A 21,117-nucleotide genomic window follows, 5' to 3' on the forward strand; every position below is an offset into this window, starting at 1 on the left:
TTACCGCTTTTTCCCTAAGTGAACGCGCGGCTGGCTCATTTGTTCATGATATGTTCTAATATAAAGCTAACAGCGCCGGCAGAGTCAATCGAGATCGACGCTTTGGCGATTCATGAGCGGAATCAAAGGGATTCGGGGGCTCCTCAGACGAGGGAGTATGAGGCATGAGCACAATGCACCACATCACTCTCTCCAGCCAAACTGATTTCGATGGCTGGCGTAAAGCGGCCCGCGCGCTGGCGCTGAATGACGTGAAACCGTCCGACGTGAGCTGGCGCGTGGCTGATGATGCGCCGGAATTGTTCGAGCCAACGGCAGCACCGCTCGAGCCGCCACAGGGCACCTTCAACGTGCCGGCCAGATTCGTCGAACTGGCTGAGATTACGATCCTGCACCGCAACCCCGAGCGCTTCGCCCTGCTCTATCGCCTGCTATGGCGGTTGCGAATGCATCACGATCTGCTTGAACCCGCGACCGATCCCGACGTAGCCGAGATCACCGCGATGGCCAAGGCCGTGCGCAGCGACGAGCACAAGATGCACGTCCTTGTCCGCTTCCGCGAAATAGGCCGCGAGCAGAAATCGCACTTCGTCGCCTGGTTCGAGCCGGAGCACCACATCGTCGAACTGGCCGCCCCGTTCTTCGCGCGCCGTTTCGCCGACATGCCCTGGTCGATCCTGACGCCTGATCTCTGCGCGCATTGGGACGGCCACGTCATCTCGTTCACGCCGGGAGTCAGCAGAAGCGAAGCCCCCAGCACGGACCGGCTGGAGGAAACCTGGCGGCGCTATTACGCCAGCATTTTCAATCCCGCCCGGCTGAAAGTGCAGACCATGCAAAAGGAGATGTCCCGGAACTACCGGCGGAACCTGCCGGAGGCTTCATTGATTAAACCCCTGGCAAGCGACGATAAGGCAAGCGATATGCCCCGCAAACACGCCGATGATATCGAGACGCTGCGCGAAGAAGCCGCCGAGTGCCGCGCCTGTCATCTTTACAAGAATGCCACCCAGACCGTGTTCGGCGAAGGCCGGCAAACCGCGCGGATCATGCTGGTCGGCGAGCAGCCCGGCGACAAGGAAGACCTCGCCGGCAAACCGTTCGTCGGGCCCGCGGGGCAAATGCTCGACCGCGCGCTGGAAGAAGCCGGCATCGACCGCCGCACGGTCTACGTCACCAATGCGGTCAAGCATTTCAAGTTCGTGCCGCGCGGAAAGATCCGTCTGCACCAGAAGCCGAACACGCCGGAGATCAAGGCCTGCCGGCGGTGGTACGAGCGCGAGTTGGCCGCGATCAAACCCGATCTGGTGGTGGCAATGGGCGCAACCGCAGCGCAAAGCGTGTTCGGGAAAATTACGCCGATCAACAAGAACCGCGGCCGTGCGATCGATCTCGACGACGGCACCAGGGCGCTGGTGACGGTGCACCCGTCCTATCTGCTGCGATTGCCTGATGCCGATGCCAAGGCGCGCGAATACCGGCGCTTCGTCCAGGACCTCAAAATCGCCGCCGACGTGCTGCGAAAATCGGCACATGCGGCCTGAATTCCGCCAATCCGATAGCCGCAATTTCTGGCGAAATAGAACGGGAAAAATTGACAATCCTGCTTGCAACTATTAATTGATAGAGGACACAATCGCATTCTCAAGGGAATGTGGCAAGGGAATGTGGGACGTCTGCTCACGCTATGATGCTCCCACATGGTCGACGCGCTGCGCGGTTCCCTACCTCCAGCCCCGGCGCCGTGCAGCGCGCGACCCTCTTGTTAGCCTCTCGCCACGGCCTCCAGTTCTGCAATATCGAACTTGACCATCTTCAGCATGGCCTCGGCAACGCGCTTGGCTTTTGCGGGATCGGGATCGTTCATCAATTCGCCGAGCCGCCTGGGCGCGATCTGCCAGGAGAGGCCCCAGCGATCCCTTAGCCAGCCGCATTGCTCGATCTTGCCGCCCTCCCTCAAGGCATCCCACAAATTGTCGATCTCGGCCTGCGTGTCGCATTCGACCATGATCGAAAAACTGTGGTTGAACCGGTCGAGGAGCCCCGCCTCGATCGCCATGTAGCGTTGGTCGCCCAGGGTAAAGGCCGCGATCTTGACGCTGCCGGGCGGGCCGCTCGGGCTCTCGGCCGGCAGCGACGAGACCCACTGGACTGACGAGCCGCGGATCAGCGAGGTGTAGAAGCCGATCGCGGCCTCCATATCCTTTTCGAACCAGAGATGCTGTGTAACCTTCATCGATGCTGCCTTTCTCCATCAACTACTAGCCGGCGCGGCCGCACCTGTGACAAGGACGGATGGAGCGGGCGGCGTTCCGACAGGGGCGATTAAAAATATTGTGGAATTTCCCTGAACCACCTGCGGCCTGGACAGCGCGCATCCCTGGCCTTACGCGGCCGGGATAGCCCAACTGTCATTAACGGTTCGCAATCTCCTGATGGCGTAGGTGCCGCTCTGCCGGCCGCGATCTGCCTGTCGGCGAGTTCTACGTACTGTTCTCGAACCTGTTCTGACGACATCGGCGATACGGTCGGAACGCTGCAGTGGCAGGCCCCGACCGGATAGCGGGAGACCGGAACCAAACTGCGGCCTTCTGCTTTTCCGCAAAGTACCTGACGGATGATACGGCAGGACATCGACATTCACACATCACGTGAACCCAACAGCTCTGCAGCCGGAGCCCGCCATGACCAAAAGGCCCCCGAATGGCACCAAGCCGATCCACGATCCGATTCGGGAGGAAATGCTGGACAGTTTCGATGAAGAACTGGAACTTGAGATCGACGACGATCGCCTCGATGCACTGACCAATGAATTTGCCGACCATACGGCAGAAGAGACGATCGATCGGCGCGTGTATTTCAAGGAATTATTCCGTCTGCAGGGTGAATTGGTAAAATTGCAGACCTGGGTGCAGGACCATCAGCTCAAGGTGGTGGTGATTTTCGAGGGGCGCGATTCCGCCGGCAAGGGCGGCGTCATCAAGCGCATCACCCAGAGGCTCAATCCGCGGGTCTGCCGCGTCGCGGCGCTGCCGGCGCCGAATGAGCGTGAGCGCACCCAATGGTACTTCCAGCGTTACGTTTCGCATTTGCCGGCCGGCGGTGAGATCGTGCTGTTCGACCGTAGCTGGTACAACCGCGCCGGCGTCGAGCGCGTGATGGGCTTCTGCACCGAAGATGACGTCGAAGAATTCTTCCGGTCGGTGCCGGAATTCGAGCGTATGCTCGTGCGCTCCGGAATCACCCTCATCAAGTACTGGTTTTCCATCACCGATGAAGAGCAGTATTTGCGCTTCATGATGAGGATCCATGATCCGCTCAAGCAGTGGAAGCTCAGCCCGATGGATGTGGAATCGCGCAGCCGTTGGGAGCAATACACCAAAGCCAAGGAAGCGATGCTGGAGCGTACCCACATTCCGGAAGCTCCCTGGTGGCTGGTGGAGGCCGACGACAAGAAGAAGGCACGGTTGAACTGCATCGCGCATCTGCTCGAACAAATTCCCTACCAGGAAATCAAGGTCGAACCGGTGGTACTGCCGCCGCGGGTTCGCAATCCGGAATATAGCCGCGGACCGATTCCACCCGAAATGTACGTCCCAGAGCGCTATTGAGCGCGGCGTGACCACCAGATGCTGAAGGCGAAGAGCCCCACACTTCAAGTCGCGGCTGAGCGGGAAAAATAAAGAAGGCCCGCACTGGAGATACGGGCCTTCCTTGATGTGACCTCGCACTTCAAGTGCGATCGAAGTTGAAGGACCTTACGACGCCGCCAGCTTGTTCTCGACCAGCTTGATCCAGTACGAGGTGCCGTACACGATCGCCTCGTCGTTGAAATCGTAGGCGGGGTGATGAAGCCCCGCGCTGTCGCCGTTGCCGCAGAAGATGAACGCGCCCGGCCGCGCCTCCAGCATGTAGGAAAAGTCTTCCGCGCCCATCAGCGGCGGCATCTCGTGGACGTTCTGGGCACCGGCCACCTCCTTGGCCACCTGCGTGGCGAACTCGGTCTGCTCGGCGTGGTTCTTGGTCACGGGATAGCCGCGCTCGTAAGTGAGGTCGATCTTGGCCCCGGTCATCCTGGCTACGCCCTCGCACACCTCGCGCACCCGCTTCTCGACGGTCTCGCGGACTTCCGGCGTCAGCGTCCGCACGGTGCCCCGGAGTTCCGCGGTGTGCGGGATCACGTTGCGGGCGTTGCCGGCGTGGAACTCGCAGATCGAGATCACCGCCGACTCCAGCGGATCAATGGTCCGCGAGACGATCGACTGCAGGGCAGTAATGAGCTGTGAGCCGACGAAGACGGAATCGATGCATTTGTTGGGGCGCGCGGCGTGCCCGCCGAGCCCCTCGATCTTGATGTCGATCGAGTCGGTCGCGGCCATCACAGGGCCGGTCCGGATGGCGAATGAGCCGACCGGAATTCCCGGACCGTTATGCATGCCGTAGACCTGCTCGATCCCGAACCGGTCCATCAGCCCGTCCTGGATCATGGCGGCAGCGCCCGCGCCACCCTCCTCGGCCGGCTGGAAAATCACGACCGCATCGCCGGCGAAATTCCTGGTCTCGGCGAGGTACCGCGCTGCACCCAAAAGCATCGCGGTGTGACCGTCATGGCCGCAGGCGTGCATCAGGCCCGGCGTCTTGGAGGCATGAGGAAGGTTGGTCGCCTCTTCGATCGGCAGCGCGTCCATGTCGGCGCGAAGCCCGATCACCTTGATCTCGCCGTTGCCGGGCTGCTTGCCCTTGATGACGCCGACGACGCCGGTACGGCCAAGGCCGGTGGCGACCTCGTCGCAGCCGAATTCGCGCAGCCGATCGGCCACGAATGCTGCAGTGCGGTGCACGTCGTACAGCAACTCGGGATTTTGATGGATAACGCGGCGCCAGGCCTGGATATCGGGTTGCAGATCGGCGACGCGGTTGACGATGGGCATGGGAATTCTCGAACCTCGGGTTGGAACGTTAAACCTCTGTAGCATGCAAGCGGCGGTCCACCCAACAGAGCCTGGAGACGCCGCCCATTCCCGGACGTCATGGCCGGGACTTGTCCGAGCCATCCACGTCTGACTATTAGGCACAAGGGGCGCGTGATGGGCGGAAACTGAGCATGCCGAAAAGGCTTGAAGGCGATTTCGATCATATCGTGGTGGGCGCCGGCACCGCCGGCTGCATCATGGCCAACCGGCTGTCGGCCGATCCCAAAAACCGCGTGCTGATCCTGGAGGCCGGCGGCAACGACAACTGGATCTGGTTTCACATCCCCGTCGGCTACCTCTTTGCGATCGGCAATCCCCGCTCGGACTGGATGTTTCGGACCGAAGCGGAGCCCGGGCTCAATGGGCGGTCGCTCGCCTATCCGCGCGGCAAGGTGATCGGCGGCTGCTCCGCCATCAATGCGATGATCTCGATGCGGGGCCAGGCCGCCGATTACGATCACTGGCGCCAGCTCGGCCTCACCGGCTGGGGCTATGACGACGTCAAGCCGCTGTTCAAGCGGCTGGAGGATCATTTCCTCGGTGAAAGCGAACATCACGGCATTGGCGGCGGCTGGCGCATCGAGGCGCCGCGGCTGTCCTGGGAGGTTCTCGACGCGGTCGGCGACGCCGCCGAGGAGATGGGCATCAAGCGCATTGCGGATTTCAACACCGGCGACAACGAAGGCGTCAGCTACTTCCACGTCAATCAGAAGCGCGGCCGGCGCTGGTCGTCGGCGCGCGGTTTTCTCAAGCCGGTGCTCAACCGCGCCAATCTGCGGCTGGAAAAGCACGTGCTGGTCGACCGGCTCATCGTCGAGAACGGCCGCGCCGTCGGCGTGCGCTTCATCCAGGGCAATGAGGTGATCGAGGTCCGCACCAAAGGCGAGGTCGTGTTGTGCGCGGGATCGATCGGCTCGACCCAGGTGCTGCACCGCTCCGGCATCGGACCGGCCGACTGGCTGTCCCCACTCGGCATCGATGTTGTGCTCGACAGACCGGGTGTGGGGCGCAATCTGCAGGACCATCTGCAGCAGCGCGCGATCTACAAGGTCGAGGGCGTCCGCACGCTGAACGAGACCTACTGGTCGCTGGTCCGGCGCGGGATGATGGGGCTCGACTATGCCTTCCGCCGCCGCGGGCCGCTGACGATGGCGCCCTCGCAACTCGGCATCTTCACGCGCTCAGATCCACGCCGCGCGCGCGCCAACATCCAGTTCCACGTACAGCCGCTGTCGCTCGACAAGTTCGGCGATCCCCTGCACCGCTTTCCCGCCATCACGGTGAGCGCCTGCAATCTGCAGCCGACCTCGCGCGGCACCGTGCGCATCCGCTCGGCTAGACCTGACGAAGCGCCGTCGATCGCGCCGAACTATCTCTCGACCGAGGACGACCGCCAGGTCGCGGCGGATGCTATCCGCACCACGCGCCGGCTGATGAAGCAGAAAAGGCTGGAGCGATATCGGCCGCAGGAGTACCTGCCCGGCCCAAGCGTCGGTGACGACGATGCGTCATTGGCAAAGGCCGCCGGCGATATCGGCACCACGATCTTCCATCCCGTCGGCACCGCGAAGATGGGCACCGCGAACGACCCGATGGCCGTGGTCGACGAGCGGCTGAGCTTTTACGGCATCGCCGGCTTGCGCATCGCCGATGCGTCGGTAATGCCCACGATCACGTCGGGCAACACCAATACGCCGACGGGGATGATCGCGGAGAAGGGTGCGACGTTGATCCTGGAGGATCAGCGCAAATAGCTGCGTAACGAAGCAGCGCAGATGGCCCAACGGATCATCCAGGCTGCACGCTCACGCTACTGCGCCCCGCGATAATTCCTCGGCGTGACCTGCCTCTGCCGCAGCCGCGGTTCGGGCGTGGGCACAGCCTGGTTGTAATAGGCATTGGAATTGTAATAGGCATTCGACCGATCGAACGACCGGTATGCCGGCCGGCCGCCGAGCACGTCGGCATTGGGATGATAGAAGGAGTAGGCGCCGGGCTCCTGGATCGCGGGTTGCGCGAACACCGGCGTTGCGATCGCGGTCATCAGAAACGCGGCGGCGAGTGTTGGGATAGACTTGGTCATTGGTGATATCCTCTTTTGTCGTGAAATCACTCCATCCAATTGGGTATCGCAGCGCAAAAGCGGATAACCATGCGACGGCTCTCACCGCGATTTGAAAAGCCGTGCTTGAAAGCGCGCGATGGCGTGAACGCCGCGGAATATGCTCGCCAGCAAGTCAGTAGAATATTCGTCTACAAATGAAATGATCGGCCGGCCTGCCCGCGCTGGAATATCGGCGGAGACGTGCGGCGGCAGGATGAGGCGAAGGCCCGCCGCTTCCGGTTGCAAGATCCGCAAAACTGACACAGATTCCCACTATTGCCGGAGAATAACGGTGAACGCGAGAATCGGAGGGCACGTCCATGATCAAGGTAAGCGTGATGTATCCCAATACGCCCGGCGGGCGCTTCGATCACGACTACTACCGCGACAAGCACATGCCGCTCGTGAAGGCGCGCATGGGCGACGCCTGCAAGTCCTACACGGTCGACAAGGGCCTGGCCGGCGGCGCGCCCGGCGCTCCCGCCACCTATGTCGGCATGTGCCACATCTTCTGCGACTCGATCGAGGCGTTCCAGACCGGCTTCGGGCCGCATGCCAAGGAGATTATGGCTGATATCCCGAACTATACCGACCAGTCTCCGGTGATCCAGATCAGTGAAGTCGTCGTCGGCTGATGGCGCAGCCGCGGCTCGCAACGTCGCGATGTAGGGTGGGCAAAGCGAAGCGTGCCCACCATCCATGACCGGTCGCGTTGCTTGATGGTGGGCACGCTGTCGCTTTGCCCACCCTACGATCCGCGAACTGGTTTGCCTCGCGTGCAAGCGCAATCTCGATGCACCGCTGCGGCAAATCAACACGACAGGCAAATCACTTCTGATTTTCAGAAATCGTGTCAAGCCCGGGAATCAAAAATATTCCGCTTAACGCGAGAGGCAAATCAGTCGCATATTTCCGCCCGTCTCGCCCATTGAGGGGCGCTCGCGATCGTCACGAACGTGCGGTGAGATGCGATGGACGCGGAATGCGCAAGACGTAGGCGCAGGAAGCGTACGGCGAAGTCGTGTGGTTCGGGCGCCGCGGTGCTGGCGCTGAGCTGCGTGAAACTATTTGCGCAGCGACGGAGGCAAAAGAGCCGTTCTCCGGGAAGAGCACGAAGTAAGCCGTAAAGCCATTGCGCAGGGAAGGCCGGGATGCTCCCGCTGTACCTGTATGCTCGTGTGCGTGTTCTTTATGCGCAACGGCACACGAGACCGCGGGTGCAGCAAGCACCCGGTCTTCCCTGCGCCCTCTATTTGGAGAGGGCGGGAATTTGAGAGCAAACCTCGGGCGATCGGCGTCGCGAGAATACTTCGTCACATTCAGTTGTCATCGTCCGCCAACGGGTCGCGCGAATGCGCGCCCGATGACAGGCTCCAGCGGACGATCCAGTATCCCAGAGACAGCAGTGATTGAACCGATAAGCCTCGGCGTACTGGATCGCCCGGTCAAGCCGGGCGACGACAGGGAGGAAGTACGGCTGCCGTCACCCCCGCAGTGCCTGCAGTCCCTTGAACGTCAGCCGCTTGGGGTCGCGGACGCCGGCCAGATAGAATTTGCGGATGAAGGCGATCGCCGCGTCGCGGTCGCAATCGGTCAGCGCCACAAGGGCATCGACGGCAATTCGCTGGGCGTCCATGGGCTTCCTCGTGCTGTCAGGGGCCGCAAGCTATGCAGCGTGCGACACGACGGTTAATCCGGCGTTAACCGTGAGGACATGTTGGACGATTCGAAGCCATCTACGTATACGCGAAACGACGCATCGGACGGCCGCACGCACCCTCGCGAGGTGCATCGCTCACGAATACTGCATCACGCCGTCGTCGACCTTGCCGTAGCGGAGCGTGACGATGTCGAGCGCGTAGTTCTGGTACAGCCGCCACGGCCGCTTCGAGCCCTGCTTGGGCAGTTTGGCGATCGAGCGCTGCACATAGCCGGAGGAGAAATCCAGCGACGGCAGTTCGGTGACGTCAGGATCGACATTATGCGGCATGCACTGCTTGTAGCCGTTGCGGTCCATGTAGTTGATCAGCCGGCAGACATATTCGCAGGTCAGATCGCATTTCAGCGTCCACGACGCGTTGGTGTAGCCGAACGCCGCCGCCAGGTTCGGAATGTCCGAATACATCATGCCCTTGTAGTTCAGCGTTCGTGCGAAATCGACCGTGCGGCCGTCGACGCTGACTTCGAGCCCGCCGAGCACCTGCAGAACCAGCCCGGTCGCGGTGACGATGATATCGGCTTCAAGCTCGCTGCCGTCCTTCAGCTTGATTCCGCCCCTGGTAAAGGTGTCGATCTCGTTGGTGACGACGGAAGCGCGCTTGTCGCGGATCGACTTGAACAGGTCGCCGTCCGGCACCAGGCAGAGCCGCTGCTCCCACGGATTGTAACGCGGCGTAAAGTGCTTAGCCACGTCGTATTCCGGTCCCAGCGCCATCTTGACGCCGCCGAGGATCAACTGCTTGGCGCGCTCCGGCTTGCGGCGGCAGAGCTGAAAGAAATACATGCCGAACAGCACGTTGCGCCAGCGGATCATATGATAGGCGAGCTTGGCGGAGAGCTTTTGGCGCAGCTTGTTGGCGAGCGCGTCCTCCGCCGGCCGCGCCACCACGTAGGTCGGCGAACGCTGCAGCATCGTGACGTGCGCAGCGGTCTTGGCCATCTCCGGCACCAGCGTCACGGCGGTCGCACCCGAGCCGATCACCACCACGCGCTTTCCCGCATAGTCGAGGTCTTCGGGCCACTTCTGCGGATGCACGATCTGGCCGGCGAAGTCCGCCGTGCCCGAAAAATCCGGCGTATAGCCTTCCTCGTATTTGTAATAGCCCGAGCACATGAACAGGAAATTGCAGGTGAAGCGCACGGTCTCCGCCGCGCCCTCGCCCACGTTGCGTTCGGCCTCCACCGTCCAGCGCGAATCCGGCGACGACCACGCGGCGCGTTTGACGCGGTGGTGGAAGCGGACGTGCTTGTCGATGCCGTTGTCGGCAGCGGTCTCGCGAACGTAGTTCAGGATCCGCGGCCCGTCGGCGATCGCCTTCGGCTCGGTCCACGGCCGGAACGAATAGCCGAGCGTGTACATGTCCGAGTCGGAGCGGATGCCGGGATAGCGGAAGAGATCCCAGGTGCCGCCGATGCAGTCGCGCCCCTCGAGAATGACGTAGCTCTTGCCGGGACACTTCTCCTGCAAATGATAGCCCGCGCCGATGCCGGACAGTCCCGCGCCGACAATGAGGACGTCGAAATGCTCTGCCGCATCGGTCATGGCGATCTCCCTGCTTTCAGATGTAATGGCCAGCAGGCAGAAATTGCAACTCGCATTGTCAGGTTGCTGCGACGATACAGGCTGTATCGGAATTTACCGTTGAATTTCAACCGTCGCAGGTTGTGCGACCGATCAGCAAAAAGCCCCGGATCGCTCCGGGGCTTGGTCGTGCTTCAGGACGTCGCCCGCGACGTGAAGTCAGTAGCGGTAATGATCCGACTTGAACGGGCCTTCCGGCTTGACGCCGATATAGTCGGCCTGGTCCTTGCGCAGTTCGGTCAGCTTGACGCCGATCTTGGCGAGATGCAGCCGCGCCACCTTCTCGTCCAGCGTCTTCGGCAGCACGTAGACCTTCTTCTCGTACTTGCCGTCCTTGTTGTTGGCGAACAGTTCGATCTGCGCCAGCGTCTGGTTGGTGAAAGACGCCGACATCACGAAGGACGGATGGCCCATGGCGTTGCCGAGATTCACCAGGCGGCCTTCCGACAACAGGATGATGCGGTGCTTGTCGGGGAATTCGATCTCGTCGACCTGCGGCTTGATGTTGGTCCACTTCAGGTTACGCAAGCCAGCGATCTGGATCTCGTTGTCGAAGTGACCGATGTTGCAGACGATGGCGCGATCCTTCATCGCGCGCATGTGGTCGATGGTGATGATGTCCTTGTTGCCGGTCGCGGTGACGAAGATGTCGGCGCGGGGCGCCGCGTCTTCCATCGTCGTGACTTCATAGCCTTCCATCGCCGCCTGCAGCGCGCAGATCGGATCGACTTCGGAGACCATGACGCGGCAGCCGGCCTGGCGCAGCGAGGCCGCCGAGCCTTTGCCGACGTCGCCGAAGCCCGCGACCATCGCGGTCTTGCCCGACATCATGACGTCGGTGCCGCGGCGGATGCCGTCGACCAGCGATTCACGACAGCCATAGAGATTGTCGAATTTCGATTTCGTCACGCTGTCGTTGACGTTGATGGCGGGGAACAACAGCGTCCCCTTGTTCGCCATATCGTAGAGGCGGTGCACGCCCGTGGTGGTCTCCTCCGAGACGCCCTTGATATTCCCAGCGATCTCGGCGAAGTACCCCTTCGGCTTCTCCTTCAGGAGGCGCTTGACGAGCGCATAGAAGATTTCCTCTTCCTCGGACGTCGGCTTGTCGAGGAAGGCGGTATCGCCCTGCTCGGCGCGGTAGCCGGCATGCACCAGCATGGTGGCATCGCCGCCGTCATCGAGGATCATGTTGGGCGTGCCGCCGCCGTGCCAGTCGAACAGCTTTGCGGTGTAGTCCCAGTATTCGGCGAGCGTCTCGCCCTTCACCGCAAACACCGGAATGCCGGCGGCGGCGATCGCGGCAGCCGCATGGTCCTGCGTCGAATAGATGTTGCAGGACACCCAGCGGATGTCGGCGCCGAGTGCGGCCAGCGTTTCGATCAAGACCGCGGTCTGGATCGTCATGTGCAGGGAGCCGGCGATGCGAGCGCCCTTCAGCGGCTGCTTCGGACCGTATTCCTCGCGCGTCGCCATCAGGCCCGGCATCTCGGTCTCGGCCAGCGAGATTTCCTTGCGGCCGAATTCGGCGAGCGAAATGTCCTTGACGATGTAATCGGTGAAGGCGGGCTTCTTGGCGGCGGCGGTGGTCATGGGGAGTTTCCCTCTGTTGAGTTCGTCATTCCGGGGCGCGCGTGAGCCACGAACCCGGAATCTCGAAATCATTGAAAAAGGTTCCGGGTTCACCGCTATCGCGGTGCCCCGGAATGACGCTGTTAAGACTAAACTGCGCGCTTGAGCGGTTCGACAAGGTCGGTCTTCTCCCAGGAGAAGCCGCCTTCATTGTCGGGCGTGCGACCGAAATGGCCATAGGCTGCGGTACGCGCGTAGATCGGGCGATTGAGATCGAGATGGGTGCGGATGCCGCGCGGCGTCAAATCCATCGCCTTGGCGGCTGCCTTCTCGAGCTGGTCCTCCGGCACCTTTCCAGTGCCGTGGGTATCGATGTAGATCGACAGCGGACGCGCCACACCGATCGCGTAAGCAAGCTGCAGCGTGCAGCGATCGGCGAGACCGGCGGCGACGATGTTCTTGGCGACATAGCGCGCGGCATAGGCGGCCGAACGGTCGACCTTGGTCGGGTCCTTGCCGGAGAAGGCGCCGCCGCCATGCGGGGCTGCGCCGCCATAGGTATCGACGATGATCTTTCGGCCGGTGAGACCGGAATCGCCGTCGGGGCCGCCGATGTAGAACTTTCCGGTCGGGTTGATGTGCCAGATGGTCTTGCCGTTGATCCATTCCTTCGGCAGCGCCTCGCGGACATAGGGTTCGACGATGTCACGAATCTGATTGGAGGTGAGGTCCTCGACCAGATGCTGGTGCGAGACCACGATCTCGCGCACGCCGACCGGCTTGCCGTTCTCGTACTGCACGGTGACCTGGCTCTTGGAGTCCGGACCGAGCACCTTCTCGCGGCCGGAGTGGCGCGCTTCGGAAATCAACCGCAGGATCTTGTGGGCGTAGAAGATCGGCGCCGGCATCAGGTCAGGCGTCTCGTTGGTGGCGTAGCCGAACATGATGCCCTGGTCGCCCGCGCCCTCTTCCTGGTTGCTGGGCTGCTTGGCATCGACGCCCTGCGCAATGTCAGCGGACTGCGGATGCAACAGGATTTCAATGTCAGCGGTCTTCCAGTGAAAACCCTCCTGCTCGTAACCGATGTCCTTGATGGCCTCGCGCACGGTGCTTTCGATCTGCTCGTTGGTGACCGACTCCGGACCACGAGTCTCACCGGCGATCACCACCTTGTTGGTGGTGGCAAGCGTTTCGCAGGCCGCGCGGATCTGCCATGGATCGATGCCCGCCTTCGGGCCTTCCCGGTAGAACAGGTCGACGATCTCGTCCGAGATTCGATCGCAAACCTTGTCCGGATGACCCTCGGAAACCGACTCGCTGGTGAAGAGATAGGAGGCGCGCATCAACAAACCCCTTGTTCCCGCCGGACCCCGGCGGCTGTCTGTGTTGTGTATCCTGGAATGTCAGTCGCGACGCCGCGAAATGACGTAGGATTCGTCGTAAAACCAAAGCCCGTTATGCTTGCGCAGAACCTCTCTGGTGGCATCGAGCGTCCGGCTGTTTTCAGTCATTTCGGTCAACCGGTCGTCTTCGATCTGGGCGACATACACCGCCGCATTCCACGCTGCAAAGGCCGTCGAGGTTCCGATCGAGCCGGTGACCTCGTTGGGCAGCGCTTCCATATCATAACGGAAGATGGAACGGTTATCGGCGTAGGCATTAAAGTTAAGGTCCCGCCCGGCCGACCCCAGCTCGTATTTCACCGCGCGCAATAGCTCATGACGGCTCACGGCGAAAGGATTTTCTCCCGGCCAGACCGACTGGATGATTTCCAGCCCCGGATCCTGCCCATGGGAGTGAATTCCAATCAAACGGCCCCCTGCCCGCAGCGACCGGGCCAACGGTGCAATGATCCGCTTGGCGCGGAAATTCACAGAGGATTTTGCCCGATAGGGCTGGGAAGCGATCACAAGGTCGAAATTGGCCTCGGTCCGGCCGGCCCGCGGGATGATCGAATCAAGCAGGAACCGGTGGTCCTCCCGGTACAGCACCAGCGCCACCGGCCGCTCATAGATCGGCATGCTCGATTTGGGGCTGATATTGGCCCGCCAGTTTTGTTCCAGAAACGGCCCCAGTTCGGCAATTTGCGTCTCAAACTCCCCCGAAGAGGCCCCCCGCAGGGCCACCTCATGCCAGATCATGCCCGCGGCTGCCGCGGGCGAGGCCGGCGTCAGCCAGGGCGCCTCCGCGTAATGCATGTTGGTCAGGACGATGACGGTCGCCGGGTGCTCGAACAGCCGGTCGGGCACCTTGTCGAGCGTCAGGCGGACGTCCTCCAGGCTCAACTCTTTGCCGGCGATATAGAACGGCATATGGGGAAAACGCCCGTGCATCGAGCGCATCACCCGCGCGAGCACCGTGCCGTCTCCGACTCCTGCGTCGAATACCCTGAGCGCCGGCGGCCGCGGATGCAGGCTCGACAGTTCCAGCGCCACCCGCTCGGCAATCACCCGTTTTTCGCTGCAGGTATGGACGAACAGCAGGTATTTCTGCCGGTTCTCGAAGAAGCGGAAATTGCCTCTGGGATCGCGCTTTTCGGGCGGCACTTCGAGGCCGCGCGGCGGCGGCAGCGCGCCGGTGGACGCCGCGATATAGGCCTGGATGCGGTCCAGCGTATCGATGGTGATGCGCTTGCCCTCGCGCAGCCGCTGCACCAGCTTGCCGTCGTTGACCGCCCGGCGTCCGAACGTCGTCTCCGCCATGTCGGCCTGGCGGCAGAACTCGGTGATCTGGCTGAGGATCTGGTCGTTTTTCATCGGGCCAGTGGTTGGGACATGCCGGTGGGCAGCGGGAGATGGCGGAAGCTTCCTACCATCATCTGCCCAACAAGTATACGTCCCGAAAAGGGTGAGGCGTCATTGGAACCCGCCGCACCTGCTAATATACATGATGACAAAATGAAACTTTGGCATGCCGCCTTGCTCCAGCTTACAATGCTGGGCCCGGCTATTGCGCACCGCCCTCACCCCGTCATTGCCAGCCACCCGGTCGGCGCAAAGCGCCGCCGGATGACAGGCTCCGCGAAGCAATCCACCTCTCCGCACGGGGACAGATGGATTGCTTCGTCATTATCGCTCCGCGCAATGACGGCTGAGAGCCTACGACTTCCCCCACACCTCGTTCGCCACTTCGACCGCGAGGCTCAACTTCGCCCACTGCTCCTCCTCGGAGAGGATGTTGCCTTCCTCGGTGGAAGCAAAGCCGCATTGCGGCGATACTGCGAGCTGGTCAAGCGGGGCGAACTTGGCGGCCTCATCGAGGCGGCGCTTGATGTCATCCTTCTTCTCGAGCTCGCCGAACTTCGAGGTGATGACGCCGACCACTACGACCTTGTTGCCCTTTGGCAAATAGCGCAGCGGCTCGAAGCCGCCGGCGCGGTCGGAATCATATTCGAGGAAATAGCCGTCGTAATTGGTGCCGGCCAGCATGGTCTCGGCCACCGGCTCGTAGCCGCCGGAGGAGATCCAGGTCGAGCGGAAATTGCCGCGGCAGACGTGCGTCGTGATCACCATGTCGGCCGGGCGCTCGGCAATCGCATAGTTGATGACGCGCGCATAGATTTCCTGCAGGCCGTCGGGATTGTCGCCGCGATCGCGCGCCTTCTGCAATTCGTCCTGCGAGCAGAGATAGGCCCAGACCGTATCGTCGAACTGCAAGTAACGGCAGCCGGCGTCATAGAACGCCTTCACCGCCTTGCGATAGGACTTGCCGAGGTCGAGGAAGAATTCCTCCAGATCAGGATAGACCTCCTTCGAGATCGACTTGCGGCCGCCGCGGAAATGCAGCACGGCCGGCGACGGGATCGTCATCTTCGGCGTGACGTGAGCCGTGTCAGCATGCTTCTTCAAGAAGCGGAAGTGATCCAGCATCGGATGGTTGTCCGGGAAGTCGAGCTTGCCGATCACGCGGACCGCATCATGCCTCGTTTCCACGCCGGCGAACTGGATGCCCGTGTCGGGGTGGAACAGCTCACAGCCGGTGAGATGGCTAAGAAAGTCGAAGTGCCACCAGGAGCGGCGGAACTCGCCATCGGTCGCGAGCTTCAGCCCGATCGAGGCCTGCTTGTGCACGACCTTTTCGATCTCGAGGTCCTCGGCCTTGCGCAGGTCCTCCGCCGTGATCTCACCCTTCTCCAGCTTGGCGCGCGCTTCCTTGATGCGCGGCGGACGCAACAGACTGCCGACCTCGTCGGCGCGGAACGGGGGCTTTGTTCTCTGCATGGTCTCAACTCCCATAAATCTAGCGGGCGGCCGCGCCGGCGACGCCGAGATAGCGTTCGAGCACGGCGGGATCGGCCTTCAACGCGTGGCTTGGCGCATCATGCACGATTGCGCCGCGTTCCAATATCACAACCCGATCGGCCAGCCCCAGAATCTTTTGCGCATTCTGCTCGACGATAACAGAGCAGATGCCGCCCGCCCGGGTGATCGTGCCCAGCGCCCTTAATAGTTCTTCAACGATGATCGGCGCCAGTCCCTCGGTCGGCTCGTCCAGCAGCAGCACCTTGGGATTGAGGGTCAGCGCGCGGCCGATCGCCAGCATCTGCTGCTCGCCGCCGGAAAGCTGGTTGCCGAAATTGTTGCGGCGCTCCTTCAGCCGCGGAAACATCTGGTAGATCTCTTCCACGGTCCATGGGCCGGGCTGGGCCACCGCGGTCATGTTCTCCTCGACCGTCAGGGAGCGGAAGATGTTGCGTTCCTGCGGCACCCAGCCGATCCCGGCCCGCGCGCGCTGGTCCGGGCGCATCGCGGTGATGTCGAGCCCGCCAAGCGCGATCGTTCCGCCGAAACGGCGGGTGATGCCGACGATCGAGTTGATCAGCGTGGTCTTGCCGGTGCCGTTGCGCCCCAGGAGCGCCAGCACCTGGCCCTCGCCCAGCGACAGCGACATCGAAGGCAACACCACGGCTTCGCCATAGCCCGCGCGCAAGGCATCGATGGCGAGAAGCTCAGGCATGGACCGCCTCGCCGAGATAGACCGCCTTCACTTGCGGATCGCGCGCCACTTCGTCCGGCGGACCTTCCACCAGCATGGCGCCGTTGACCAGCACCGAGATACGGTCAGCGAACGAGAACACCAGGTCCATGTCGTGCTCGATCAGCAGCACCGTGACGTCGCGCGGCAGGGCAGCGACCGCCGCCAGAATATCGTGACGCTCGCTCTCGGGCACACCGGCGGCGGGCTCGTCGAGCAGCAGCACGCGCGGCTTGGTCGCGATCGCGACCGCGATCTCGAGCAGGCGCTGTTTGCCGTAAGGCAGCGTCGCGGTGCGCTCGTTCATCACGTCGAGCAAATGAAACCGTCCGAGCGTCTCCGCGACCTCGCGGTTAACGTCATCGCGCGTGCCCATCCGCCGCCACCAGTCTCCACCACGGCCGAGACGTTCGGAGACGGCGAGCCCGACCGTTTCGAGCGGGGTCAGGTCGGCATAGAGCTGATTGATCTGGAAGGTGCGCGACAGCCCACGTAGCACCCGTTTGTGCACCGGCACATCGGTGATGTCGTTGCCCTCGAGCAGGATCCGTCCCGCATTGGGCTTGAGCACGCCGGTCAGCAGATTGATGACGGTGGTCTTGCCGGCGCCGTTGGGCCCGATCAGGGCATGGCGGGCGCCCTGCTCCACCTTGAGCGACAGCTCGCGCGTGACCCGCAAGCCGCCGAAGGATTTTTCCAGCCCCCTGGTTTCGAGCGCGATCGTCATGGCGCATCACTTTCGGGAACGGCGACGACGGCCTTGCGTCCGAAGACCTGACGGATCACGAGGTTCGGCCCCCAAAGCACCCAGCGATGGATGCGCTCGCGGCCGACCAGCACCATCACGACCAGGACGAGCCCGATCCAGAAAAGCCAGTATTGCGGCGTGATGGTCTGAAACAGTTCCTGCAGCATCTTGAACACGACGGCGCCGATCAGCCCGCCATAGAGATAGCCGGTGCCGCCGATTACGAGCACCAGCATCAGATCGGCCGAGCGTTCGAACGCGAACACATCGAGCGAGGCCAGCGCCGTGGTCTGGGTGAACAGCGCCCCGGCAATGCCGGCGTAGAACGCGGCAATCGTATAGATCGCGATCAGGCGCCGATTGACGGGCACGCCGATGGCAGAGGCTCGCAGCGGGTTATTCTTGATCGCGCGCAGCGACAGGCCGAACGGCGAATTGACGATCCGCCGCGCCAGCAGAAACAGCAGGAACAGCACGATCAGCGAATAGAAGAAGCCGGTCTTGCCGAACATGTCGAACGCAAACAGACCGAGGATCGGCTGCATCTCGATGCCCTGGAGCCCGTCGGTGCCGCCGGTGATATTGGAGAACCGTTCCGCCAGCGCTTCGAGCAGCAGCGCAATGCCGAGCGTCACCATCAGCCGTGTCAGGTCGACGCCGCGGATGACGAGGAAACTGGTGAGGAAGCCGAGCACCATGGCGACGAGGCCGGCGACGACCAGCGCGATCACCGGCTCGTTGATGATGCCATGCAAGGCGAGCAAGCCCGCCGAATAGGCGCCGACGCCAAAGAACGCGGCGTGCCCCAGCGAGACAATGCCGGCGTAGCCGAGGATCAGGTCGAGCGACAGCGTGAACAACGCCAGCCGCAGGATATCGGTCATAATCAGATAGCGCGAGGGAAACAGGAACGCGCAGGACAGCGCAAGAATCCAGAACGCGATCTCGGCCGGGCGCCAGCGGGCGCGGGCGATGGCATGGGATGAGACGTCGGAGGCTGCGGTCATCGCGAACTCATCGCGCAGCGGCGCGGCCGAACAGGCCGTTCGGACGCCAGATCAGAATGACGATCATGATGGTGTAGATGACGAACGGCCCCATCTTCGGCACGTAATATTTCCCGGCGACGTCGCCGATGCCGAGCAAAAGCGAAGCAAGGAACGGCCCGGTGATGCTGGAGGAGCCGCCGACGGTGACCACGATCAAAAAGTAGATCATGAATTTTAGCGGAAAATACGGATCGAGCCCGAGGATCTCGGCGCTCAGCGCGCCGCCGAGGCCGGCAAGGCCACAGCCGAAGGCAAAGGTGAACGCAAACACCTGCGGCACGTTGATGCCGAGGCCGCTGGCGGCGCGCGGATCGTCCACCGCGGCGCGCAGGCGGCTGCCGAAACGGGTTTTCGCCAAAATCAATTGCAGCGCCACCGTGAGCAGGCCGCAGATCACGATGATCATCAGCCGGTAGCGGCCGATGCCGACGCCGAAGAAGTCGAACTGTCCCTCGAGCGCGGCCGGCAGTTTGATGAAAATCCGCGACGATCCCATGATGTAATCGACCGCCGCCACCGACATGAAGGTGAGGCCGATCGTGAACAGCACCTGGTCGAGATGGCTGCGGGTGTAGAGGTGGCGGTAAAGCGTGCGCTCCAGCGCGACGCCGATCAGCGCGCTGACGACAAACGCCAGCGGCAGCGCGGAAAAGAACGGCCAGCCCTGATTGTTCACCAGCACCGCGCAGATATAGCCGCCGGTCATGGCGAAGGCGCCATGGGCAAGGTTGACGAAATTCATCAGCCCGAGCGTCACCGCCAGCCCGCAGGCGAGCACGAACAGCAGCATGCCGTAGGCGACACCGTCGAACAGGATGGTGAACAGCGTGGTCATGGGAGCGCCGAAGAACCTTTAGGACTCGTCATTTCGGGGCAGCGCGCCAGCGCTGAACCCGGGATCTCTTTGCAACAACCTCGAGATCCTCAGGTGCGCAATTGCGCACCATAGTTCGCATCTTCGATGCGCCCCGGGATGACGACTTCGTCGTCACTTCTTCGTCTTACCGGAATCCTTCACCGCCTCGAAGGTCGCGAACTCGACGTTGTAGAGCTCGCCGTCGACCTTCTCGACCTTGCGGATGTAGATGTTCTGCACGATGTCGCGGGTTTCCGGATCGATCATGATCGGGCCGCGGGGGCTTTCCCACTTTGCGCCCTTCATCGCCGCGATCAGCGCGTCGCCGTCGGTCTTGCCGCCGGTCTTCTTCAGCGCCTCGTAGATCAACCGGATACCGTCATAGCCGCCGACAGCCATGAAGCCCGGGCGCTGGCCGAACGCCTTCTTGTAGGCGGCGACGAATTCCTTGTTCGCGGCCGAAGGATGCGCGGCCGAATAGAGATGCGCCGTCACCGTGCCGAGCGCCGCGTCGCCCATGCCGTTGAGCAGGTCGTCGTCCATCACGTCGCCGGGGCCGATCACCTTGATGCCCGCCTTGTCGAGGCCGCGCTCGGCATACTGTTTCATGAAGCTGCCGCCCTGTCCGGCCGGCACGAACACGAACACCGCATCGGGCTTGGAATCCTTCATGCGCTGCAAGAACGGAGAAAAATCAGGATTTTGCAGCGGCACCTTCACCTCTTCGACGATCTCGCCGCCACCGGCGGTGAAGTTCTGCTTGAAGAAGTTCAGCGCGTCGTTGCCGGGCGCGTAGTCGGAGGTCAGCGTTGCGACCTTCTTGATGCCGTTCTTCGCGGCCCAATCGCCGATGATGGTACACGACTGCGCCAGCGTGAACGAGGTGCGCACGATATAGGGCGAGCGCTCCGTGATGATCGAGGTGCCGGCCGCCATCACGATTTCGGGAATCTTGGCCTGCGTCGCCAAGGGGGCCGCGGCAAGCGCTGCCGGCGTCACGCCGAAGCCTGCGATGAAATTGACCTTTTCGTTGACGATCAGTTCCTGCGCGAGGCGCTTGGTGTTGTCGGGAACCGCTGCGTCATCCTTCAGGATGACTTCGATCTTCTTGCCGGCGACGATATCGCCGTTCTGCTGCATGTAGAGCTTGACCGCGTTGTCGATCTGCTTGCCGGTCGATGCCTGCCCACCCGTCATCGGCAGGATCAGGCCGATCTTGACGGTCTCCTGGGCGTAGGCCGGCGCAAGCGCCAGCATCGCGGCGACCGAGCCTGCGGCCAGCAACATTTGACTACGAATAGACATGAGCATCTCTCCCCCTGATCGGCCTTGTGTCTCGAACCGAGTCCCCGGCCCTTGATCTCACCATAACCCAGAATTTTCCGCCGGGTAGCACGGCAACATGGCGTCCTTGCCCGCCTTGTTGTCAATCGGACCATTGGCGTGTCGCAGCGAAGAAGCCGCATAGCCGCGAAGGACGCGATGGTATTATAATATGATCAACGTTGCTGCCCTAACCTCCCTGCGACTGCTGCCTATT

General features: G+C 62.3%; 18 protein-coding genes. 4 read left to right on the forward strand and 14 right to left on the reverse strand.

The window, feature by feature from the left end; translation table 11 throughout:
- The first annotated feature begins 173 nt into the window (after window positions 1-173).
- Window positions 174-1,544: a UdgX family uracil-DNA binding protein gene (locus LMTR3_RS06435; protein ID WP_065744330.1), complete on the forward strand. Its 1,371-nt coding sequence runs from the start codon at window positions 174-176 to the stop codon at window positions 1,542-1,544.
- A gap of 221 nt (window positions 1,545-1,765) precedes the next feature.
- Here LMTR3_RS06435 and LMTR3_RS06440 read toward each other — a convergent pair whose 3' ends face one another.
- Window positions 1,766-2,236, reverse strand: coding sequence for a VOC family protein (locus tag LMTR3_RS06440; protein ID WP_065744249.1), 471 nt, complete (start codon window positions 2,234-2,236; stop codon window positions 1,766-1,768).
- A gap of 448 nt (window positions 2,237-2,684) precedes the next feature.
- Between LMTR3_RS06440 and ppk2 the strand changes: the two genes are divergently transcribed.
- Window positions 2,685-3,611, forward strand: a complete 927-nt coding sequence (ppk2, locus tag LMTR3_RS06445) for a polyphosphate kinase 2 (RefSeq protein ID WP_065744250.1) — start codon at window positions 2,685-2,687, stop codon at window positions 3,609-3,611.
- Between the two features lie 147 nt (window positions 3,612-3,758).
- On the opposite strand, the gene LMTR3_RS06450 is transcribed toward ppk2, so the two are convergent.
- On the reverse strand, window positions 3,759-4,931 hold the full coding sequence (locus LMTR3_RS06450) for a M20 aminoacylase family protein (protein WP_065744251.1): 1,173 nt from the start codon (window positions 4,929-4,931) through the stop codon (window positions 3,759-3,761).
- A 173-nt stretch (window positions 4,932-5,104) separates the two neighbouring features.
- Between LMTR3_RS06450 and LMTR3_RS06455 the strand changes: the two genes are divergently transcribed.
- Window positions 5,105-6,727 (forward strand): GMC family oxidoreductase, encoded by a 1,623-nt coding sequence (locus LMTR3_RS06455; protein WP_065744252.1) that lies wholly within the window; start codon window positions 5,105-5,107, stop codon window positions 6,725-6,727.
- A 56-nt stretch (window positions 6,728-6,783) separates the two neighbouring features.
- On the opposite strand, the gene LMTR3_RS06460 is transcribed toward LMTR3_RS06455, so the two are convergent.
- Complete coding sequence (locus LMTR3_RS06460) at window positions 6,784-7,056, reverse strand: hypothetical protein (protein ID WP_065744253.1); 273 nt, start codon at window positions 7,054-7,056, stop codon at window positions 6,784-6,786.
- 341 nt (window positions 7,057-7,397) lie between these two features.
- Between LMTR3_RS06460 and LMTR3_RS06470 the strand changes: the two genes are divergently transcribed.
- Window positions 7,398-7,712, forward strand: a complete 315-nt coding sequence (locus tag LMTR3_RS06470) for an EthD family reductase (RefSeq protein ID WP_057848059.1) — start codon at window positions 7,398-7,400, stop codon at window positions 7,710-7,712.
- Between the two features lie 848 nt (window positions 7,713-8,560).
- Here LMTR3_RS06470 and LMTR3_RS38340 read toward each other — a convergent pair.
- The 11 genes from LMTR3_RS38340 to LMTR3_RS06520 all read right to left on the reverse strand — a co-directional run bounded on the left by LMTR3_RS38340 (window position 8,561) and on the right by LMTR3_RS06520 (window position 20,882).
- On the reverse strand, window positions 8,561-8,713 hold the full coding sequence (locus tag LMTR3_RS38340; protein ID WP_176721827.1) for a hypothetical protein: 153 nt from the start codon (window positions 8,711-8,713) through the stop codon (window positions 8,561-8,563).
- 159 nt (window positions 8,714-8,872) lie between these two features.
- Window positions 8,873-10,339 carry a flavin-containing monooxygenase gene (locus LMTR3_RS06475; protein WP_065744255.1) on the reverse strand — a complete coding sequence of 489 codons (1,467 nt, stop codon included), beginning with the start codon at window positions 10,337-10,339 and terminating at the stop codon, window positions 8,873-8,875.
- A 198-nt stretch (window positions 10,340-10,537) separates the two neighbouring features.
- The gene (gene ahcY, locus LMTR3_RS06480; protein ID WP_065744256.1) at window positions 10,538-11,971 is read right to left on the reverse strand and encodes an adenosylhomocysteinase; all 1,434 of its coding nucleotides are present in this window, start codon (window positions 11,969-11,971) and stop codon (window positions 10,538-10,540) included.
- A gap of 128 nt (window positions 11,972-12,099) precedes the next feature.
- Window positions 12,100-13,293: a methionine adenosyltransferase gene (metK, locus tag LMTR3_RS06485; protein WP_065744257.1), complete on the reverse strand. Its 1,194-nt coding sequence runs from the start codon at window positions 13,291-13,293 to the stop codon at window positions 12,100-12,102.
- 60 nt (window positions 13,294-13,353) lie between these two features.
- Window positions 13,354-14,706, reverse strand: coding sequence for a hypothetical protein (locus tag LMTR3_RS06490; protein WP_065744258.1), 1,353 nt, complete (start codon window positions 14,704-14,706; stop codon window positions 13,354-13,356).
- A 342-nt stretch (window positions 14,707-15,048) separates the two neighbouring features.
- Window positions 15,049-16,170 carry a cobalamin-independent methionine synthase II family protein gene (locus LMTR3_RS06495; protein ID WP_065744259.1) on the reverse strand — a complete coding sequence of 374 codons (1,122 nt, stop codon included), beginning with the start codon at window positions 16,168-16,170 and terminating at the stop codon, window positions 15,049-15,051.
- A gap of 19 nt (window positions 16,171-16,189) precedes the next feature.
- Window positions 16,190-16,906 (reverse strand): ABC transporter ATP-binding protein, encoded by a 717-nt coding sequence (locus tag LMTR3_RS06500; protein WP_065744260.1) that lies wholly within the window; start codon window positions 16,904-16,906, stop codon window positions 16,190-16,192.
- On the reverse strand, window positions 16,899-17,651 hold the full coding sequence (locus tag LMTR3_RS06505; protein ID WP_065744261.1) for an ABC transporter ATP-binding protein: 753 nt from the start codon (window positions 17,649-17,651) through the stop codon (window positions 16,899-16,901). The genes LMTR3_RS06500 and LMTR3_RS06505 overlap by 8 nt, the downstream gene beginning before the upstream one ends.
- Window positions 17,648-18,679, reverse strand: a complete 1,032-nt coding sequence (locus LMTR3_RS06510) for a branched-chain amino acid ABC transporter permease (protein ID WP_065744262.1) — start codon at window positions 18,677-18,679, stop codon at window positions 17,648-17,650. The genes LMTR3_RS06505 and LMTR3_RS06510 overlap by 4 nt, the downstream gene beginning before the upstream one ends.
- 7 nt (window positions 18,680-18,686) lie before the next feature.
- Window positions 18,687-19,556, reverse strand: a complete 870-nt coding sequence (locus LMTR3_RS06515) for a branched-chain amino acid ABC transporter permease (protein WP_065744263.1) — start codon at window positions 19,554-19,556, stop codon at window positions 18,687-18,689.
- 153 nt (window positions 19,557-19,709) lie between these two features.
- Window positions 19,710-20,882 (reverse strand): ABC transporter substrate-binding protein, encoded by a 1,173-nt coding sequence (locus LMTR3_RS06520; protein ID WP_065744264.1) that lies wholly within the window; start codon window positions 20,880-20,882, stop codon window positions 19,710-19,712.
- Window positions 20,883-21,117 lie beyond the last annotated feature (235 nt).

Origin of the sequence: Bradyrhizobium sp. LMTR 3 (assembly GCF_001693485.1) — a bacterium.
Classification (GTDB): domain Bacteria; phylum Pseudomonadota; class Alphaproteobacteria; order Rhizobiales; family Xanthobacteraceae; genus Bradyrhizobium.

Excerpts from the sequence above, each read along its gene's own strand:
- LMTR3_RS06435 (WP_065744330.1), top strand. The coding sequence starts at position 174 with ATGCACCACATCACTCTCTCCAGCCAAACTGATTTCGATGGCTGGCGT.
- LMTR3_RS06440 (WP_065744249.1), bottom strand. The coding sequence starts at position 2,236 with ATGAAGGTTACACAGCATCTCTGGTTCGAAAAGGATATGGAGGCCGCG.
- ppk2 (WP_065744250.1), top strand. The coding sequence starts at position 2,685 with ATGACCAAAAGGCCCCCGAATGGCACCAAGCCGATCCACGATCCGATT.
- LMTR3_RS06450 (WP_065744251.1), bottom strand. The coding sequence starts at position 4,931 with ATGCCCATCGTCAACCGCGTCGCCGATCTGCAACCCGATATCCAGGCC.
- LMTR3_RS06455 (WP_065744252.1), top strand. The coding sequence starts at position 5,105 with ATGCCGAAAAGGCTTGAAGGCGATTTCGATCATATCGTGGTGGGCGCC.
- LMTR3_RS06460 (WP_065744253.1), bottom strand. The coding sequence starts at position 7,056 with ATGACCAAGTCTATCCCAACACTCGCCGCCGCGTTTCTGATGACCGCG.
- LMTR3_RS06470 (WP_057848059.1), top strand. The coding sequence starts at position 7,398 with ATGATCAAGGTAAGCGTGATGTATCCCAATACGCCCGGCGGGCGCTTC.
- LMTR3_RS38340 (WP_176721827.1), bottom strand. The coding sequence starts at position 8,713 with ATGGACGCCCAGCGAATTGCCGTCGATGCCCTTGTGGCGCTGACCGAT.
- LMTR3_RS06475 (WP_065744255.1), bottom strand. The coding sequence starts at position 10,339 with ATGACCGATGCGGCAGAGCATTTCGACGTCCTCATTGTCGGCGCGGGA.
- ahcY (WP_065744256.1), bottom strand. The coding sequence starts at position 11,971 with ATGACCACCGCCGCCGCCAAGAAGCCCGCCTTCACCGATTACATCGTC.
- metK (WP_065744257.1), bottom strand. The coding sequence starts at position 13,293 with ATGCGCGCCTCCTATCTCTTCACCAGCGAGTCGGTTTCCGAGGGTCAT.
- LMTR3_RS06490 (WP_065744258.1), bottom strand. The coding sequence starts at position 14,706 with ATGAAAAACGACCAGATCCTCAGCCAGATCACCGAGTTCTGCCGCCAG.
- LMTR3_RS06495 (WP_065744259.1), bottom strand. The coding sequence starts at position 16,170 with ATGCAGAGAACAAAGCCCCCGTTCCGCGCCGACGAGGTCGGCAGTCTG.
- LMTR3_RS06500 (WP_065744260.1), bottom strand. The coding sequence starts at position 16,906 with ATGCCTGAGCTTCTCGCCATCGATGCCTTGCGCGCGGGCTATGGCGAA.
- LMTR3_RS06505 (WP_065744261.1), bottom strand. The coding sequence starts at position 17,651 with ATGACGATCGCGCTCGAAACCAGGGGGCTGGAAAAATCCTTCGGCGGC.
- LMTR3_RS06510 (WP_065744262.1), bottom strand. The coding sequence starts at position 18,679 with ATGACCGCAGCCTCCGACGTCTCATCCCATGCCATCGCCCGCGCCCGC.
- LMTR3_RS06515 (WP_065744263.1), bottom strand. The coding sequence starts at position 19,556 with ATGACCACGCTGTTCACCATCCTGTTCGACGGTGTCGCCTACGGCATG.
- LMTR3_RS06520 (WP_065744264.1), bottom strand. The coding sequence starts at position 20,882 with ATGTCTATTCGTAGTCAAATGTTGCTGGCCGCAGGCTCGGTCGCCGCG.